The sequence below is a fragment of the Sphingomonas sp. genome, assembly GCF_017304615.1.
GTDB lineage: Bacteria > Pseudomonadota > Alphaproteobacteria > Sphingomonadales > Sphingomonadaceae > Sphingomonas.
Genome location: NZ_JAFKLZ010000002.1, coordinates 44,318 through 60,726 on the forward strand (window position 1 = coordinate 44,318; position 16,409 = coordinate 60,726).

Annotated in this window: 19 protein-coding genes; 7 read left to right on the forward strand and 12 right to left on the reverse strand. The window is 66.3% G+C overall.

Annotation, left to right across the window (positions count from 1 at the left end; all coding sequences use genetic code 11):
* Window positions 1–36: 36 nt before the first annotated feature.
* From J0J06_RS08375 to J0J06_RS08395, 5 genes are all read right to left on the reverse strand, one after another.
* The gene (locus tag J0J06_RS08375; protein ID WP_294041010.1) at window positions 37–957 is read right to left on the reverse strand and encodes an Hsp33 family molecular chaperone HslO; all 921 of its coding nucleotides are present in this window, start codon (window positions 955–957) and stop codon (window positions 37–39) included.
* A 22-nt stretch (window positions 958–979) separates the two neighbouring features.
* Entirely contained in the window at window positions 980–1,900 is a 921-nt protein-coding gene (gene argF, locus J0J06_RS08380) for an ornithine carbamoyltransferase (RefSeq protein WP_294041012.1), read from the reverse strand.
* A complete protein-coding gene (locus J0J06_RS08385; RefSeq protein ID WP_294041014.1) occupies window positions 1,897–3,096 on the reverse strand; it encodes an aspartate aminotransferase family protein in 1,200 nt (399 codons plus the stop codon). Before J0J06_RS08385 ends, argF begins: the two co-directional genes overlap by 4 nt.
* A gap of 147 nt (window positions 3,097–3,243) precedes the next feature.
* Window positions 3,244–3,639 (reverse strand): hypothetical protein, encoded by a 396-nt coding sequence (locus tag J0J06_RS08390; RefSeq protein ID WP_294041016.1) that lies wholly within the window; start codon window positions 3,637–3,639, stop codon window positions 3,244–3,246.
* A gap of 98 nt (window positions 3,640–3,737) precedes the next feature.
* On the reverse strand, window positions 3,738–4,547 hold the full coding sequence (locus tag J0J06_RS08395) for an ABC transporter permease (RefSeq protein ID WP_294042432.1): 810 nt from the start codon (window positions 4,545–4,547) through the stop codon (window positions 3,738–3,740).
* Window positions 4,548–4,654: 107 nt separating this feature from the next.
* Here J0J06_RS08395 and J0J06_RS08400 point away from each other — a divergent pair, with 107 nt between their 5' ends.
* The 4 genes from J0J06_RS08400 to J0J06_RS08415 all read left to right on the forward strand — a co-directional run bounded on the left by J0J06_RS08400 (window position 4,655) and on the right by J0J06_RS08415 (window position 10,274).
* Window positions 4,655–5,323, forward strand: a complete 669-nt coding sequence (locus tag J0J06_RS08400; RefSeq protein ID WP_294041018.1) for a GcrA family cell cycle regulator — start codon at window positions 4,655–4,657, stop codon at window positions 5,321–5,323.
* Window positions 5,324–5,582: 259 nt separating this feature from the next.
* Window positions 5,583–6,869 (forward strand): DUF1996 domain-containing protein, encoded by a 1,287-nt coding sequence (locus J0J06_RS08405; protein WP_294041019.1) that lies wholly within the window; start codon window positions 5,583–5,585, stop codon window positions 6,867–6,869.
* Window positions 6,870–6,970: 101 nt separating this feature from the next.
* Window positions 6,971–8,953 carry a DNA topoisomerase IV subunit B gene (gene parE, locus J0J06_RS08410; RefSeq protein WP_294041021.1) on the forward strand — a complete coding sequence of 661 codons (1,983 nt, stop codon included), beginning with the start codon at window positions 6,971–6,973 and terminating at the stop codon, window positions 8,951–8,953.
* 16 nt (window positions 8,954–8,969) lie between these two features.
* Window positions 8,970–10,274 carry a serine hydrolase gene (locus J0J06_RS08415; protein ID WP_294041022.1) on the forward strand — a complete coding sequence of 435 codons (1,305 nt, stop codon included), beginning with the start codon at window positions 8,970–8,972 and terminating at the stop codon, window positions 10,272–10,274.
* 3 nt (window positions 10,275–10,277) lie between these two features.
* Here the strand turns inward: J0J06_RS08415 and J0J06_RS08420 are convergent, their stop codons facing one another.
* The 7 genes from J0J06_RS08420 to J0J06_RS08450 form a co-directional block, all read right to left on the reverse strand.
* The gene (locus tag J0J06_RS08420; RefSeq protein ID WP_294041024.1) at window positions 10,278–10,544 is read right to left on the reverse strand and encodes a hypothetical protein; all 267 of its coding nucleotides are present in this window, start codon (window positions 10,542–10,544) and stop codon (window positions 10,278–10,280) included.
* Window positions 10,517–11,074, reverse strand: a complete 558-nt coding sequence (locus J0J06_RS08425; RefSeq protein WP_366931201.1) for a GNAT family protein — start codon at window positions 11,072–11,074, stop codon at window positions 10,517–10,519. The genes J0J06_RS08420 and J0J06_RS08425 overlap by 28 nt, the downstream gene beginning before the upstream one ends.
* On the reverse strand, window positions 11,071–11,862 hold the full coding sequence (locus J0J06_RS08430) for a LysR family transcriptional regulator (protein ID WP_294041025.1): 792 nt from the start codon (window positions 11,860–11,862) through the stop codon (window positions 11,071–11,073). The genes J0J06_RS08425 and J0J06_RS08430 overlap by 4 nt, the downstream gene beginning before the upstream one ends.
* Window positions 11,859–12,257: a Co2+/Mg2+ efflux protein ApaG gene (gene apaG / locus J0J06_RS08435; RefSeq protein WP_294042436.1), complete on the reverse strand. Its 399-nt coding sequence runs from the start codon at window positions 12,255–12,257 to the stop codon at window positions 11,859–11,861. The genes J0J06_RS08430 and apaG overlap by 4 nt, the downstream gene beginning before the upstream one ends.
* A gap of 8 nt (window positions 12,258–12,265) precedes the next feature.
* On the reverse strand, window positions 12,266–13,474 hold the full coding sequence (locus tag J0J06_RS08440) for an aminotransferase class I/II-fold pyridoxal phosphate-dependent enzyme (RefSeq protein ID WP_294041027.1): 1,209 nt from the start codon (window positions 13,472–13,474) through the stop codon (window positions 12,266–12,268).
* A gap of 84 nt (window positions 13,475–13,558) precedes the next feature.
* Window positions 13,559–13,903, reverse strand: coding sequence for a PilZ domain-containing protein (locus J0J06_RS08445; RefSeq protein WP_294041029.1), 345 nt, complete (start codon window positions 13,901–13,903; stop codon window positions 13,559–13,561).
* Between the two features lie 118 nt (window positions 13,904–14,021).
* Window positions 14,022–14,639 (reverse strand): J domain-containing protein, encoded by a 618-nt coding sequence (locus J0J06_RS08450; protein ID WP_294041031.1) that lies wholly within the window; start codon window positions 14,637–14,639, stop codon window positions 14,022–14,024.
* Window positions 14,640–14,683: 44 nt separating this feature from the next.
* Here J0J06_RS08450 and J0J06_RS08455 point away from each other — a divergent pair, with 44 nt between their 5' ends.
* The 3 genes from J0J06_RS08455 to J0J06_RS08465 all read left to right on the forward strand — a co-directional run bounded on the left by J0J06_RS08455 (window position 14,684) and on the right by J0J06_RS08465 (window position 16,401).
* Complete coding sequence (locus J0J06_RS08455) at window positions 14,684–14,980, forward strand: BolA family transcriptional regulator (protein WP_294041032.1); 297 nt, start codon at window positions 14,684–14,686, stop codon at window positions 14,978–14,980.
* Between the two features lie 81 nt (window positions 14,981–15,061).
* Complete coding sequence (locus tag J0J06_RS08460; RefSeq protein WP_294041033.1) at window positions 15,062–15,502, forward strand: NUDIX domain-containing protein; 441 nt, start codon at window positions 15,062–15,064, stop codon at window positions 15,500–15,502.
* Window positions 15,499–16,401, forward strand: a complete 903-nt coding sequence (locus J0J06_RS08465) for a pirin family protein (RefSeq protein ID WP_294041035.1) — start codon at window positions 15,499–15,501, stop codon at window positions 16,399–16,401. Before J0J06_RS08460 ends, J0J06_RS08465 begins: the two co-directional genes overlap by 4 nt.
* The last annotated feature ends 8 nt before the right edge of the window (window positions 16,402–16,409 follow it).

The following is a 16,409-nucleotide window of genomic DNA, read 5'->3' on the forward strand; positions in this document are numbered from 1 at the left end:
GCTGCATAGCACGACATTGTGGCATGCTCGCGGCGATCAGCGAGCTGCCGCAACGGCGGGGACGGGGAAGGATTTGGCGCAGAACGCGCAGCCGACCTGGATCATCCCATCCTCGTCGGCCATTTCGGCACGGTGGGCGTCGGTGAACTTGGCGAGCACGCTGGCGATGTAATCGGCGTCGCAGCGGCATCCCTTGGCGAACTGCGTGCGCGCGAGCACACGGACTTCATCTTCCTCGTTGAACAGCCGCCAGATCAATGTTTCGAGCGGAATGTCGCGATCGGCCAGCTCGTCCGCGCCCATCGTACGGCCGAGGATCGACACGTGCTCCCATTCGGGATGGTCGAGCCGTGTGTGCAGCCGCTCGCGTCCGTCCTCGCCGTCGGGCAAATGCTGAAGGAACAGCCCGCCCGCGACGCACTGCCCCTCGGCATCGCGCTTCATGCCGAAGTTGATCAGCGTCGGGATCTGTTCCGACTGGACGAAATAGCTCTCCGCCGCTTGCGCCAACGTCTCGCCGTCGAGCGGCACGATGCCCTGGTAACGCTCCTTGGTCTGCGCGAGGTCGAAGGTGATCGCGAGATAGCCTTCGCCGAACAGCGCGAACAGGCTCGGCTCGGCGGGCGCTTCGGCCAGCTTGTCCGCTTCGTACTGGACGTAGCCGCGCAATTCGCCGCCACGATAATCGCACACCAGCAACGTCACGACGCCCGCCTGGGTCTGCGCCTGGAGCGTCAACTGGCCGGTCGGGTCCTTGAGCGTCGATCCGATCAAGGCCGTCAGCGTTAGCGCCTCCGCCACCAACGCCTCGATCGCCGGCGGATAAGCGTGCGCTTCGAGAATCTCGTCGAGCACCGGCCCCAGCCGCACCAACCGTCCGCGCGCGTGGCGTGCCGGGAGCGTGAAGCCGAGCGCTTCGTCGATGTCGGTAATGGCGGGGGAAGTCATGCCGCCCATGTGGGGCGGGTCGTGTTCTCGATCAACCGATCTGCCCGAAGCACCAGCGCAGGATCGCCTTTTGCGCGTGTAGGCGGTTCTCCGCTTCGGGCCAGATCAACGATTGCGGGCCGTCGATTACCTCCGCCGTCACTTCCTCTCCACGATGCGCGGGCAGGCAGTGGAGGAATTTCGCATCCGGCTTGGCGGCGGCCATCAATGCGGCATCGACCTGGAACGGCATCATCGCCGCGAGCTTGGTGTCGGCATGCGCCTGGCCCATCGAAATCCAGGTGTCGGTGACGACGATGTCCGCGCCCTCGACCGCTTCCTTCGCGGTGCCGACCACGCGGGCGCGACCCTTGCCCAGCGCGACGTCCTCGTCCGACGGCATGAACCCCTGCGGGCACGCCGCGACGACATCGAACTGCATCAGCCCGGCGGCCTCCATGAACGACGCCAGCACGTTGTTGCCGTCGCCCAGCCATGCGACCTTGAGGCCGGGCAGTGATCGCCCGCTCTCGATGATCGCCTGAAGATCGGCGACGATCTGGCACGGGTGAGAGTTATCGGTCAGCCCGTTGATCACCGGCACGCTCGCGTATTCAGCCATCTCGACGACCTTGGCGTGATCGTCGGTCCGGATCATGATCGCATCGACGAATGCCGACAGCACGCGCGCGGTGTCGGCGACGCTCTCGCCGCGGCCGAGCTGCATCTGCCCGGCATCCATCACGATGCTGGTACCGCCCAACTGACGGATCGCCATGTCGAAGCTGACACGCGTGCGGGTCGAGTTCTTTTCGAAGATCATCGCCAGCACGCGCCCGCTGAGCGGCGCGTCGGCGTCGACCTTGCCCTTGGGCCAGCCGGCACGCGCCGCCTTGCGATCGATCGCGTCGGCCAGCATCGCGGCGACCCCGTCCGGCCCCGCGTCGGACAAGTTGAGAAAGTGGCGCGTCACGCCGTCGCCGTGGCGGTCGAATAGGTCCGCGCGCCCTCGCTCAGCCGTTCGATGCACGCGCTGATATGATTTTCCTCGATGATCAGCGGCGGCAGCACGCGGAACACGTTCTCGCCCGCCGCGACCGTCAATAGTCCGTGATTGTCGCGCAGATGCGCCACGAAGTCGCGGCTGACCGCGGGCTCCTTCATCTTGATCCCGAGCATCAGGCCCTTGCCGCGGATCTCCTCGAACAGGTGATCGTAATTGGGAATCAACTGTTCGAACGCGGCGCGGAGGCGATCGCCCATCTTGGTGACATGATCGAGGAACCCCGGCTCCTGCATCACGTCGAGCACCGCCTCGCCCGCCGCCATCGCCAGCGGATTGCCGCCATAGGTCGACCCGTGCGTGCCGATCACCATGCCCTTCGCCGCTTCCTCGGTCGCGAGGCACGCGCCGAGCGGGAAGCCGCCGCCGATGCCCTTCGCGACGGTCATGATGTCGGGTGTGATGCCGTAATGCTCGTACGCCCACATCTTGCCGGTGCGGCCGTACCCGCACTGGATCTCGTCGAGGATCAGCAGCAGGCCGTGCTCGTCGCACGCCTTGCGCAAGCCCTGGATGAATTCGGGCGTGCCCGCCGTCATCCCGCCCTCGCCCTGCACCGTCTCGACCAGGAACCCGGCAGTCTCGCCGTCGATCAGCGCGAGCGCGCCTTCTAGGTCATTGAACTTCGCGTAATCGAACCCCGGCAGCAACGGCTCGAACCCGTCACGCATCTTAGGCTGGTCGGTCGCGGAGATCGCGCCGAGCGAACGCCCGTGAAACGCGTTCTTGAAGGTGATCAGCTTGTAGCGTTCTGGATTGCCATTCACGTCGTGATAGCGCCGCGCGGTCTTGATCGCGCACTCAATCGCCTCGACGCCCGAATTGGTGAAAAACACGGTGTCGGCGAAGCTCATGTCGACGATGCGCTGCGCCAGGCTCTCACCCTGCGGGCTGCCGTAGAGGTTCGACACGTGCATCAGCGTCGCCGCTTGGTCGGCGATCGCCTTGACCAAGGTCGGGTGGCCGTGGCCCAGCGCGTTGACCGCAATGCCCGCCGCGAAATCGAGATACCGTTCGCCGCGCTCGCCGATCAGGTAGCAGCCCTCGCCTCGCACCGGCCGCACGCCGCACCGCGGGTAAACGGGCATGAGCGGGGTGATGGTCACGGGACTTGCTCCTCAAAAATGCAAAAGGCGGCCCCGGAATGGGGCCGCCCGGAGCGCGCATTTACTTGGTGTCGGCACACAGCGTCAACACCGTGACGCGAACCGGGAAACGGCGGGCGTAGCCACCCGCCGTTCCATCGTTTTTGCCTAACGGTTCCAGCCGTAGCGATCGTCGCGATAGCCGTCGCGCCGCGCCTCGCGCAGGTCGCGCAGCACGTCCATCGTCTTGCGCTGCAGCTTTTCGCGGGCTCGCCAGTCATTGCCGTAGCGCGTGCGCTGTTCGAGCCGGAACAGATCGCGGACGTTGTCGCGCAGATCGCGTGCCTCGCCCCGCGACACGTCACCGCGCTGAATCGCCCGTTCGACCATGTCGCGCACTTGCCACGGCGTCGGCACCGCCATGCGGTTGCCGCCATAACCTTCATTGTAACCGTAGCCCGGCTGGCCATAGCCGCCGCCCGGATAACCGTATGACTGCGCCATCGAGGAGCTCGCTGCCAACGCAGCGCCCAGGGCGGCGACCGAAACGAGAACCTTACGCATATCTACCTCCATCCACCGAACATCGGTGTCGAAGGTGTTTCTAGCGCGCTGGATATGGGAACAGGCTGAACGCGGTTTGCAGCCCCCGTTAAGCCTGGTCAGCTCTTGATCTTCCAGCCCTTGTTGAGCAGCCAGTAGCACGCGACCGCCAGCACCAGGTCGAGCCCGAACACCGCGATGCTGCCGACCAGGATCGGCGAATCGGCAGTGCCTAGGAACCCGTAGCGAAAGCCCGAGATGATGTAGAAGAACGGGTTGGCGTGGCTGAAGGCGCGGAACGCGGGCGCGAGGCGATCGACCGAATAGAAGGTGCCCGAAAGCAGGCCGAGCGGTACGATCACGAAGTTGGTCACCGCTGCCGCATGGTCGAACTTGTCCGCCCAGATCGAGGTCAGGACGCCGAGCAGGGACAGGAACATCGACCCCAGGAACCCGAACCAGAGCACCGCCCAAAAATGCCGCGGCCACACGTCGAGACCGTAAAGCGCCATCGCGCACCATACGATGAACCCCACGATGAACGCTCGCGTCATCGCGCCGCCGATCAGCCCCGCCAACAACTCCAGCGTCGAGAGCGGCGGCATCAGATAATCGACGATCGTCCCCTGGATCTTGCCGACGAGCAGCGAAAAGCTCGAATTGGCGAAGGCCGGGCCCATCATCCCCTGGCTGATGATCAGCCCGGGCGCGATGAAATCGCCGAACGGAATCTCGACCCCGCCGACCAGAACGGGCCGTTTTGCCCCCGTCGCGACGGTGAAAACGACCAGAAACAGCAGGGTCGTGATCGCCGGCGCCCAGATCGTCTGCAGGTGCACCTTGAAGAAACGGCGCACCTCCTTCACATAGAGGGTTCTCAGGCCACCCCAGTTCACGCTCCGGATCGTCGGAACGCCCGGGGGCGGCATCGCAGCGATTTTATCGGGCGGAGATGTGGGCGCGTCCATTGGCCTCGCAGTTAGGCTTTGACGCGGCGGCCCGCAACCGCCCGGAAGACGATTTGAAAAGGACGATTATGAGCTGGACCGACGAGCGGATCGACGCGCTCAAGAAGATGTGGGAAGCCGGGCAGACGGCGAGCCAGATCGCCGACGAGCTTGGCGGGGTCAGCCGCAATGCGGTGATCGGCAAGGCGCACCGCCTGGGCCTGCAGTCGCGCCCCTCGCCGGTGAAGCCCAACGAATCCGGCGAAATGCCCGCGCCGGCTCCCGCGAAAAAGGCGGCGGCACCTGCCGCGCCCGCGCCGCGACCGGCCCCGGCTCCGGTCGCGGCTCCCACGCCCGTTTCGGCCGCGCCGATTTCGGTCAGCACGGATATTGGCGCCCCCCAGCGGCCGACTACGCCCGAACCTATCCTGCGTTCGGTCGGTCCTGGCGGCTTCGTGCGCCAGTCACCGGGCGAGCAACAGCCGCCGATCACTCCCGCCCCGCCGCGCCGGCTGGTTCCCGCCAAGCCGTCCCCCGAAATGGCGGACAAGACGAGCCTGCTCGATCTCAACGACAAGATCTGCAAGTGGCCGCTCGGTCACCCGGGCGAGCCCGATTTCCATTTCTGCGGCGATAAGGTGAACCCCGGCTTCCCGTATTGCGTCGAACATTGCGGCCACGCCTATCAGGCGCAGCTGCCTCGCCGTGATCGACGCCCCCCGCCGCCCCTGCCGTTCGGCGGGCCGCGCGTTCGCTGAGAATGGGCACGCAGCCTGCGCTATAGCGAAAGCCGGACTCGCGACATCGGACAGCGGCTCGCGCGTCCGTTCCGTTTGATGGCGTAGCGCGCCATCCGTCACCTTCCGCCCCCGAATCAGCCATATTAGGGTATGCGGCTCGTTAACCGCAGCCCTTTACCCAACATAGTGTCCTCGCCCGTCAATACGCTGCCGAAATGGTCGCATCGACCGTCAACGGGCGGGTACTTGGACAGTGAAAAAAGCAATTACTGGCGTGATGGCGCTTCTCGTGGCGGGTACGGCATTCGCCGCCGCCACCAAGGCGGGCAGCAATGCCGCCGGCGCGGGTCTCAAGAAAAACATTGCGATCATCAGCGTCTTCGATCCGACGCCGATGGCCGCGCCCACGCCGACCCCGACACCGACGCCAGCCCCGATGGGCGCGCCGCTCGGGGTCAGCATTGCATCGCCGTCGATCGATGGCCAAGCCGCGATCGCGTCCGGCATCGACGTCGCCAACTATCTCCAGGCCGCATGGGGCAATGGCGCGATCCCCGCGCACGAGGATGACGTCGGCGCGTTCCGCTTCCTCTGCGCGCCAACGCACAATTCGTATGACGATCCGATCGTCTATCCCGGCCAGCCCGGCAAGTCGCATCTTCACACCTTCTTCGGCAACACGCTGGCCGGGGCGAATTCGACCTACGCGTCGCTGCGCACGACGGGCGACAGTTCATGCAACGCCCTGCTCAACCGGTCGGCCTACTGGATTCCGTCGATGATGAACGGATCGGGCAAGGTGGTGATGCCCGATTATCTGGCGGTCTATTACAAGCGCATGCCGTCTAGCGATCCGCGCTGCAAGACGCTGGCGACCGCCTGCGTACCGTTGCCGCGGGGCTTACGGTACATCTTCGGCTACAACATGTTCGACCCGGCGAGCACGCCCACCAACATCGCCAAGCGCTGGTGGAATTGTGACGGGACCGGCGCCGTGTCAGGCCACTTCGCGTCGATCAAGGAAGCGCTCGCCGGCTGCCCGGCGGGCTCGCGCCTCGGCGCGGTGCTGGTCGCGCCCGATTGCTGGAACGGCAAGGAGCTCGACAGCCCCGATCACCGCAGCCACCTGGCATATCGCGTCTATGACGAATACGCCCAGCCCAAATGCCCCGCCGGCTATCCCTATATCATTCCCGAATTCCAGCTCGGCGCTTGGTATACGACCGATACGACTGCGGCGAACTGGTATCTGTCGTCCGACCGCATGCCCGGCATGACGCCGAGCGAGCCGGGTACCACCTTCCACGCCGACTGGTTCGGCGCCTGGGAGGACAGCGTCCTCGCGTTGTGGACCAACAACTGCATCGAAAAGCTCCTGAGCTGCACGGGCGGCGATCTGGGCAATGGGCAGCAGATCAAGATGCTGGCCGGCTATAATTACGGCACCACCACGACGCTGGTCGACGTCCCCTCTGCGTCGGGCGCCACTACTCTTGCCTCAACCGCGTCCAGCACAACCACCGCCAGCCTAGACACCAGCACGCTAAAGATCGCCAAGCGCTGACGACACTCCGGGCGACCGCATTTCGGCGCGGTCGCCCATTGTTGTGGATAAGGGACGCCGGCGCGCTTGCGTCGGGGATTCGCGGCCTCGTATAGCGGGCCATGTCCGACGATCTGTTCGCCTCCTCTCCCAAGCCGGCCGGCGACTATACCGCCTCCTCGATCGAGGTGCTGGAGGGGCTCGAACCCGTCCGCCGCCGCCCCGGCATGTATGTCGGGGGGACCGACGAGCGCGCGCTGCACCATCTCGCCGCCGAAGTACTCGACAATGCGATGGACGAAGCGGTCGCGGGTCATGCGACGCGGATCGAAGTAACGCTCGACGTGGGCAACCGCATCACGATCACCGACAATGGCCGCGGCATGCCGGTCGACGAGCATCCCAAATTCCCCGGCAAGTCGGCGCTAGAGGTGATCCTGTCGACGCTGCATTCGGGCGGCAAGTTTTCGGGCAAGGCCTATGCCACGAGCGGCGGCCTGCACGGCGTCGGCATCAGCGTGGTCAACGCCTTGTCGGTGGATACGGTGATCGAGGTCGCGCGCGACCGCCAGCTCTATCGCCAGCGGTTCAGTCAGGGGCAGACGCTCGCGCCGCTGGAAACGGTGGGCCCGACGCCCAACCGGCGCGGCACCTCGGTCGCCTTCACGCCGGACCCGGAGATTTTCGGCCCCGAACTGCATTTCAAACCCGCGCGGCTCTACAAGCTGGCGCGGTCGAAGGCGTATCTGTTTGCCGGCGTCGAGATCCGCTGGAAATGCGATCCTGCGGTCATCACCGACGATACGCCCGCAGAAGCGGTGTTCCAGTTTCCCGGCGGCCTCGCCGATCACTTGAAGGAACAGATCGGCGACCGCGAGACCGCGACCGCGCAGTTCTTCACGGGCAACCAGGACTTTCCCGGTGAGAATCAGGGCCGCGTCGAATGGGCGGTGGCGTGGCCGCTGTGGAGCGACGGCAGTTACAGCTGGTATTGCAACACCATCCCGACACCCGACGGCGGCACGCACGAAGCGGGCCTGCGTGCCGCGCTCGTCCGCGGCATTCGCGGGTTCGGCGAACTGGTCGGCAACAAGAAGGCCAAGGACATCACCGCCGACGACGTGATGACCGGGTGCGAACTGATGCTGTCGGTCTTCATCCGCGATCCGCAATTCCAGAGCCAGACCAAGGACCGCCTCACCAGCCCGGAAGCCGCCGGCCTCGTGGAGAAGGCGGTGCGCGACCATTTCGACCATTTCCTGTCGGACAACATGGACCGCGGCAAGGCTCTGCTCGCCTATGTCGTCGAGCGGATGGACGAGCGGCTCGCGCGCAAGCAGGAGCGCGAGGTCAAGCGCAAGTCGGCCACCTCCGCGCGCAAGCTCCGCTTGCCCGGCAAGCTGACCGACTGCTCGGCGGACGACCCCAAGGGTACCGAAATCTTCATCGTCGAAGGTGATTCGGCGGGCGGCTCGGCCAAGCAGGCCCGCGACCGCAAGACTCAAGCGATCCTGCCGATCCGCGGCAAGATCCTGAACGTCGCGTCGGCCACATCGGCCAAGATCCTTGCCAATCAGGAAATCGCCGACCTGACGCTCGCGCTCGGCTGCGGCACACGCAAGGATTGCGAGCCCGACAACCTGCGCTACGAACGCGTCATCATCATGACCGACGCCGATGTCGACGGCGCGCATATCGCGACGTTGCTGATGACCTTCTTCTTCCAGGAAATGCCCGATCTGGTGCGGCGCGGGCACCTCTATCTCGCGCAGCCGCCGCTCTATCGCCTGACCGCGGGGACCAAGAGCGCCTATGCCCGCGACGACGCGCACCGCGCCGAGCTGGAGGCGACCGAGTTCAAGGGCAAGAAGGTCGAAGTCGCGCGGTTCAAGGGGCTGGGCGAAATGAACCCGGGCCAGCTCAAGGAAACGACGATGGACCCGAAGGCGCGGAGCCTGATCCGCATCACGCTGCCCCAGGAATATGAGGAGCGCGCTGGCGTCAAGGATCTGGTCGACCGGCTGATGGGCACCAATCCTGCGCACCGTTTCGCCTTCATCCAGGAAAACGCTGCGCGACTGGACGAGGAAGCGATCGACGCTTGATCTTCGGGAGGTAGAGATGCGCGGACTGATCGGACTGCTATTGCTCGCGGCCACGCCGGCGACCGCACAGACCCCGCCGCCACCGCCTTCCACACCCGCTACTACTGCCGCTGACCCGGCGATCATCGCGCGAGCCGGGGAACTGCCGTCCCTGATCGCGGGAACCACGGCGTTCGACAGCTTTTTCGCGCCGTCGTTCCAGGCAGCGATTCCCAAACAGAAATGGGATACGCTCATCGTCCAGTTGACCGGCCAATTGGGGAAGCCGCTCGCGCTGGAATCCTTCACCGCCGCGAACGCCTTGTCGGGCACCGCGCGAGTCAAGTTCGAGCGCGGCGTCGCCAACATCCAGCTCGCGATCGAACCGACCGCGCCGCACCGGGTCAGCGCGCTGCTGTTCGCCGGTTTCGAAATTGCCGGCGACAGCGTCCAGAAACTCGCCACCGCCTTCCGTGCGTTGCCGGGCAATAGCGGTTTCGGAATCTATGCGCTGGACGGCAATGCGCAGCGGTTGCTGGCGGGGTACAATCCCGATCGGGCAGCGCCGCTGGGATCGGCGTTCAAGCTCTGGGTCCTGGGCGAACTGACGCGCGAGGTCGCGGGCGGCGAGCGCAAATGGGCGGAAGTCGTGCCCGTCGGCCCGGCCTCGCTCCCCTCCGGCATCACGCAAAGCTGGCCAGCGGGCAGCCCGGTGACAATCCAAACGCTCGCGACGCTGATGATCTCGATCAGCGACAATACCGCGACCGATACGCTCGTGGCGTTGGAGCGTCGCAAGCTCGACGCGTTCGTCGCGCGGGTCGGCACCCCCGACCTCGCGCCGATGATGACGACGCGTCAGATGTTCGCGATCAAGTCGAGCGCCAACGCCGACCTGGCCGAGGCATGGGCGAAGGCGTCGCCCGCCGATCGCCGCAAATTGCTCGACGCCAACGCCGCGCGGCTCGCCAGCACGCCAGTGGACGTCGCATTGTTCGCGACGGGCAGGCCGATCGCGATCGACACGCTCGAATGGTTCGCGACCCCCGCCCAGACCGCGGGCGTGCTTGATTGGCTGCGCACGAAGGGCGGCGATACCGCGCTGGCGCTGCTCGCCATCAACCCGGGCGCCGATCCGGCGACGCGCGCGAAGTTCGATTATGTCGGGTTCAAGGGCGGGTCGGAGCCGGGCGTGCTGACGCTCAACTACCTTGTGCGGCGCAAGGACGGGCGCTGGATGGCGATCGTCGGCAATTGGTCTCGCAAGGACGCCGGCGTCGATACCGGCGTGTTCGCCCAGATGATGACCCGCGCTTTGATCCTCGCGGCGGCGATGCCCTAGGGCCTAGTCCCCCCGCATCCGCCGCGCGTGGTAGGCGGTGCGAAACGCGATCGCGGTGATCATCAGCATCACGCCGAGCGCGATCACCACGAGCGGCACCAGCACCGGGATCGCCGGCCACACCTGCGCGCGCAGCAACGCGATGGCCGCGCCGAAAATCGTCACGCCGACACTGCCGAGCCGGAGGCCGCGCACCACGTCACGCAATTCCCGGCGATAGGCGGCGAGTTCCGCCGGATCGCTCAGGTTCGGGGGCGGGCGGCCTTCCATTCGTCCTCCAGCAAGCCCCAGATCAGGCTGTCTCGGACGCCGATATGCGTCTCCCACTCGGCGCGCAATGTCGCTTCGAGCGTGAAGCCGAGCCGCTTCACCACCGCGATCGACGGCGCATTGTCAGGGTCGGTATCGGCGACCACCCGGCGCTGGCCTTCGGAAAACAATAAGTCGATCAGCGCCGCGACCGCTTCGGTGACATAGCCCCGCCCCCAATAGGGCCGAGACAGGATGTAGCCGATCTCGGTCACCTTGCCCTGGCGCTTCTCGTAGCTCGCCACGGTGCCTATCACCGCCGTACCGAGCGCCGTGTCGTCACCTTTCAACGTGATCGCCCAAGCGCGCCACGCGGTATCGGCGATCGCCTTGGTCACGCGGTCGCGCGTTTCCTCGATCGACACGGTCGCAGGGCGCGAACCATAGGTGTTGGCATCGACGTCGGAGTACATCGGATGCAGCGCTTCGGCGTCATCGACCCGGAGCGCGCGCAACACTAGCCGCTTGGTCTCCATCACCGGCAGGCTCACGCCCCCAGCGCCTCCACGAGCGCCTTGACCTTCTTCTGCCGCCATTGCGGAAGCGGGGCGACCAGCCAGTAGCCGAGGCGATAGGGCTTCGGCTCTCCGACCGCGACGACGCGGCCACTGGCGAGATCGCGGCGGGCGAGGAGTTCGGGGACGGTCGCGCGCCCCAGCCCCTCCGCCGCCGCGTCGATCGCGAGGCCGGCGTCGGCGACGCGGACCAGCGACACCGAATCGTCGTTAAGGCAGCCGGGCCACGAAATCCGCGTATCCGCGCCACCGCCGGGCCGTGCGATCGTCACCATGCCGTCCGATTCGAGCGCCTCACCCTCATGCTCGCCCGGCCCTTCGCCCCAGCGCACGGCGAGGTCGAGATTGGCCTGGGTGAAGTCGAGTTCCTCGTCGGCGGCGATCAGCACGAAACGAAGTTCGCCGTCGTCGCGCGAAATCTCCGCAAGGCGCGGCATCAGCCAGCAATGCAGCACGTCGCGCGGAGCGGCGATGGTCAGCGACTTGGACGACTGCCCGGCCTGCATCGCACGCACGGCTTCCTCGAACTGCAGGAACCCCTGGCGCAGCGCGTCGAGCCCCGCCTCACCCTCGGGCGTCAGTTCGAGGCCCTTGGTGGTGCGGCGAAACAGCACGACCCCCAGAGTATCCTCGAGCGCGCGGACTTGCTGGCCGACCGCCGCCGGCGTCACCGCCAGTTCGTCCGCCGCGCGCGTGAACGACAGATGCCGCGCCGCCGCGTCGAGCACGCGCAGACCATTCAACGGAAGGTGGGTCCGCTTCACGCCCCCACCGCCGGCGCGAGCAACGCGAAGCGCGGGATGTCGACGTCGAACGCCGATCCGTCCTCGGCAATCATGTGATAGCTGCCCTGCATCGCCCCGCTCGGCGTCGCGAGCGGGCAGCCCGAGACATAGTCGAACGACGCGCCCGGCGCGATCACCGGCTGTTCGCCGACCACGCCCTCGCCCTCGACCGAATGGCGCGCGCCGCGCCCGTCCGTGATGACCCAGTGGCGCGTCAGCAGCTGGACGGTGGCCGAGCCATTATTCTCGATCCGCACGTGATACGCCCAGAACCATCGTCCCCGCGCCGGCTCCGACTGTTCGGGCAGGAAGCTGACCGAGACGCGTACCACCACGCCGCGCGTTTCCGCGACATAGGGGAACAGCGCCTTCATCGCGTCGCTCAAAGCCCGACCTTCCGGAGCGCCTGATCGAGGTCGTCGATCAGGTCCTGGGGGTCTTCGAGACCCACGTTGATCCGCAGCATCCCCTCGGTCACGCCCATTTCGAGCCGCTTGGCTTCGTCGACCCCCGAATGCGTGGTCGAGCTGGGATGCGTCATCAGCGAGCGCGAATCGCCGATATTGTTCGAAATATCGATCAGGGTCAGTGCATCGAGCAGCCCGTGCGCCTGTTCGCGCCCGCCATCGACCTCGAACGCGAAGATCGACCCGGCCGCTTCCATCTGACTCATCGCGAGGTTGTGCTGCGGATGACTTGCCAAGCCGGGGTGAAGGATGCGCGGCACGCGCCCTTCCAGGAATCGCCCGACCTTCAAGCTGTTCTCGCTTTGCCGCCGGATGCGCAAATCGAGCGTCTCCAGTCCCTTCAACACCACCCAGGCGTTGAACGGCGACAGCGTCGGGCCGGTGTTGCGGTGAAAGGGCAGCAGCGTGTTGTTGATGAAATCCTCGGTCCCGCACACGACCCCAGCGAGCACGCGGCCCTGACCATCCATCATCTTGGTCGCTGAATGCGCGACGACGTCCGCGCCGAATTCGACCGGACGCTGCAAAGCGGGCGTCGCGAAGGCGTTGTCGACCACCGACACGATCCCGCGCTCCCTGGCGATACGGCACACGGCGGCCAGATCGACGATGTCCATCGTCGGGTTGGCGGGGGTTTCGAAGAAATAGATTTTGGTCTCGGGCCGCGTCGCGTCGATGAAGGCTTGCGGGTCGCGCGCATCGACCACCGTCGCGCCGATCCCGAACTTGGGCAGCAAGGTGTCGACCAGCCAGCGGCACGACCCGAACGCCGCGCGCCCAGCCACGACATGGTCGCCGGTCTGGAGCTGGCAGAGCAATGCCGCGGTCATCGCCGCCATGCCGGTCGCGGTGGCGCGCGCAGCCTCCGTCCCCTCCATCAGCGCGACGCGTTGCTCGAGCATTTCGACCGTCGGGTTCTGCAACCGCGAATAGGTCATCCCGACCTGATCGCCCCGGAAGCGCGCCGCGGCATCCTCCGCGCAATCGTACGCATAGCCCGAGGTCAGGAAGAGCGCTTCGCTGGTTTCCCCGAATTCCGACCGCGCAGTGCCGCCGCGCACCGCCTGCGTCGCGGGGCGCCAGCGTTGCGTGATCGCGCGATCCTGTCCGGTACGGCGTTTCATCGCGACGGGCTTTGCGGGGAACGAGGGGCCAAGGTCAACCTTCTAGCGGCATTACCCGCGTCGATCGACTATCAGGCGGCCCATTTACTTGCTGGGTGCATCCATCCGGTGCCCCGCAGATGCCACCAGGGCATCCTGGTCGGCGACGATTTTGCGCACGTCAGCCTCGGCAAGCGGGGCGAGGAAAGCGACCCCGAACCGGCGATCCGCCCGCCATGCCACGCGCGCACGGAGGGAATGGACCCCGCATTTCAGCTGGACGATCGCGCCGGGGAGCGGCGGGTCTGGCGCGAAGATCAGTGCGCCGCCCGCCGAAAGATTCAGGAGATGGACGCGCCGCGTCCGGCCATTGACGGTCATCTCCGTCGGCTGAAACAGCTTATAGCGCTGAGTCGCGCGCATTTCCTGCACGCCAGCCAATGAATTCACGAGAATTCCCCCTTCGCCCGATCTATCGCGCCAAAAAGCCGCCGGTGACAGGCTTCGTTCCGCAAAAAGAGAGCTAAGGCTACGTTAGCCAGTTGCCGAATGCGCGAAGGCTGCAGATTCAGGCGAACGCCGGCGAGCGCTTCAGCTGCTGATATGCCGCGATCACTTCCTGCAGCGCCCTTTCCATGCTGCGGTCGCCCCCGTTTCTGTCCGGGTGAAATTTGCGCACCAGTTCAGAATAGCGCGTTCTCAGCCCCTTGCGGTCGGCATCGTGGCTCAGCCCGAGCACGCGCAGCGCATGACGATCGGCTTGCGACAGCGGCTTGCCGTCGGCGCGTTCCTGCACCACGCGCTCGCGAAAGCGCGCGCCAATCGCGTCGAGCGGATCGGCGAAATCGGCCCAGCGCGGCGGGCGGTCGGCGCCGGCATGCGCGAAGGCGCGCGTCTCGCGTTCCCATCCGGCATAGGGCCGCTGCGCCTCGTGGATTTCGTCGGGGTTCATGCCGTTGAAGAAATTGTACCGCGAATTGAACGCGCGGACATGATCGAGGCAAAGGTAGCGATATTCGCCCGGCCCGTCGCGGCCCGACGCGAAGCCCTCGGTCAGCGGCGCGCGGAATTCGCCGGGCTGCGCGCACCCAGGCTCCGCGCAGACGCGCCCGTCCGCCGCGACACGGCCGTGAAATCTGGCGTTCGGACGGTCCTTCGGCCCATTTTCGGGATCACGACGCGACAAGCAGGCTGGCTCCGGGAAAAGCATCTTATATAGGCGAGCGCACCATGACTTCCACGCCCCTCTCCGATGAAATCCACGCCCGCCTGACCAAAGCGCTCGCGCCGGTCGTGCTCCACGTCATTAACACCAGCCACCATCATGCCGGGCATATGGGCGACGACGGCAGCGGCGAAACGCACTGGACCGTCGTGGTGGCGAGCGACCGCTTCACCGGGCTGAGCCGTATCGAGCGCCAGCGGCTGGTCAACAACACGCTCGCCGATCTGCTGGCAACCCGCATCCACGCGCTCGAAATCCGCGCCCGTGCACCTGGCGAATCCGATCCGCGCGTGTGGAGTTAGTGACCGGCACGCGCCGGACATAAACGAAGCGTTTCGCGGAAGGCTGATGCGCGGCGAGCGGCGCTGCGCTATCTGCCGGCCATGTCCCGCACGCCCCGCCCCGCCGCACGCATCCTGCTGGTCGATGGCGAGGACCGCGTGCTGCTGTTCCGCTTCACGCCGGAGGACGGCCGCCCGCCCTTCTGGTGCACGGTCGGCGGCGCGGTCGATCCAGGCGAGAGTTACGAAGAGGCCGCGCGCCGCGAACTCCATGAGGAAACCGGCATCGTCGCCGATCCCGGCCCCGAAATCTTTCGCCGCGAGGTCGACTTCCTGACGATCGAGGGCGTCGAGGTTACCGCCGACGAACGCTATTTCCTGGTCCGCACCGACACGCGCGAGATCGACCCCTCCGGCCATACCGAACTCGAACGGCGCGTGATGCAGCGCTGGCGCTGGGTGGCGCCTGCCGACCTCGCCACGCTCGGCGAACGATATTTTCCCGAAGACCTGCCCCAGATGCTGGAGGAAGCACTCCGATGACCAACGACGACCTGATCCTGCGCACGATCACCCCGACCACGCACGACCTCGGCGGGTTCAAGGTCCACCGCACATTGCCATCGAAGCCGCACCAGATGGTCGGCCCGTTCATCTTCTTCGACCAGATGGGCCCGGCGCATCTCGACGTCGGCACCGGCATCGACGTCCGCCCGCACCCGCACATCAACCTGTCGACCGTGACCTATCTGTTCGTCGGCGCGATCGACCATCGCGATTCGCTCGGCACGTTTGCGCGGATCGAGCCCGGCGCGGTCAATTTGATGACCGCCGGCCACGGCATCGCGCACAGCGAGCGCTCGCCCGGTGACGAGCGCGCGCACGGCCCCGAACTGTCGGGCATCCAGACCTGGCTCGGCATGCCCGAGGACAAGGAGGAAATGGACCCGGCGTTCGAGCATGTCGCAAAGGCCGCGCTGCCGGTGATCGACGGCCACGGTGCCACCGCGCGGATCATCATGGGCGATCTGTGGGGCAAGGCCGCGCCGACGACGACCTATGCCGAGACGATCTACGCCGACATATTGCTCGAACCCGGCGCGAGTGTGCCCGTCGACAAGGGCGCCGACGAACGCGCCGTGTACCTCGCGCTGGGCGAGGCGAGCATCGACGGCATGCCGATGGCGCTCAACACGCTCTACGTCCTGCAACCCGGCGTCGCGATGACCTTGCGTTCGGCGACCGGCGGCCGCGTGATGCTGTGCGGCGGCGAGGCGTTCAGGACCGAGCGCTACGTGTGGTGGAACTTCGTGAGCTCGCGCAAGGACCGGATCGACCAGGCCAAGGCGGACTGGAAAGCGGGCCACTTCGCCAAGGTGCCGGGCGACGAGAAGGAATGGATTCCCATCCCCGAGGTGCCGATGACCGCGACATATCCGTGAGCAGCTTT

What these genes read in the sequence shown, in the direction of transcription:
- J0J06_RS08440 (WP_294041027.1), bottom strand. Translation starts at nt 13,474, where the DNA reads ATGAAACGCCGTACCGGACAGGATCGCGCGATCACGCAACGCTGGCGC.
- parE (WP_294041021.1), top strand. Translation starts at nt 6,971, where the DNA reads ATGTCCGACGATCTGTTCGCCTCCTCTCCCAAGCCGGCCGGCGACTAT.
- J0J06_RS08465 (WP_294041035.1), top strand. Translation starts at nt 15,499, where the DNA reads ATGACCAACGACGACCTGATCCTGCGCACGATCACCCCGACCACGCAC.
- J0J06_RS08390 (WP_294041016.1), bottom strand. Translation starts at nt 3,639, where the DNA reads ATGCGTAAGGTTCTCGTTTCGGTCGCCGCCCTGGGCGCTGCGTTGGCA.
- J0J06_RS08375 (WP_294041010.1), bottom strand. Translation starts at nt 957, where the DNA reads ATGGGCGGCATGACTTCCCCCGCCATTACCGACATCGACGAAGCGCTC.
- J0J06_RS08415 (WP_294041022.1), top strand. Translation starts at nt 8,970, where the DNA reads ATGCGCGGACTGATCGGACTGCTATTGCTCGCGGCCACGCCGGCGACC.
- J0J06_RS08400 (WP_294041018.1), top strand. Translation starts at nt 4,655, where the DNA reads ATGAGCTGGACCGACGAGCGGATCGACGCGCTCAAGAAGATGTGGGAA.
- J0J06_RS08455 (WP_294041032.1), top strand. Translation starts at nt 14,684, where the DNA reads ATGACTTCCACGCCCCTCTCCGATGAAATCCACGCCCGCCTGACCAAA.
- J0J06_RS08420 (WP_294041024.1), bottom strand. Translation starts at nt 10,544, where the DNA reads ATGGAAGGCCGCCCGCCCCCGAACCTGAGCGATCCGGCGGAACTCGCC.
- J0J06_RS08460 (WP_294041033.1), top strand. Translation starts at nt 15,062, where the DNA reads ATGTCCCGCACGCCCCGCCCCGCCGCACGCATCCTGCTGGTCGATGGC.
- J0J06_RS08405 (WP_294041019.1), top strand. Translation starts at nt 5,583, where the DNA reads ATGGCGCTTCTCGTGGCGGGTACGGCATTCGCCGCCGCCACCAAGGCG.
- apaG (WP_294042436.1), bottom strand. Translation starts at nt 12,257, where the DNA reads ATGAAGGCGCTGTTCCCCTATGTCGCGGAAACGCGCGGCGTGGTGGTA.
- J0J06_RS08395 (WP_294042432.1), bottom strand. Translation starts at nt 4,547, where the DNA reads ATGCCGCCCCCGGGCGTTCCGACGATCCGGAGCGTGAACTGGGGTGGC.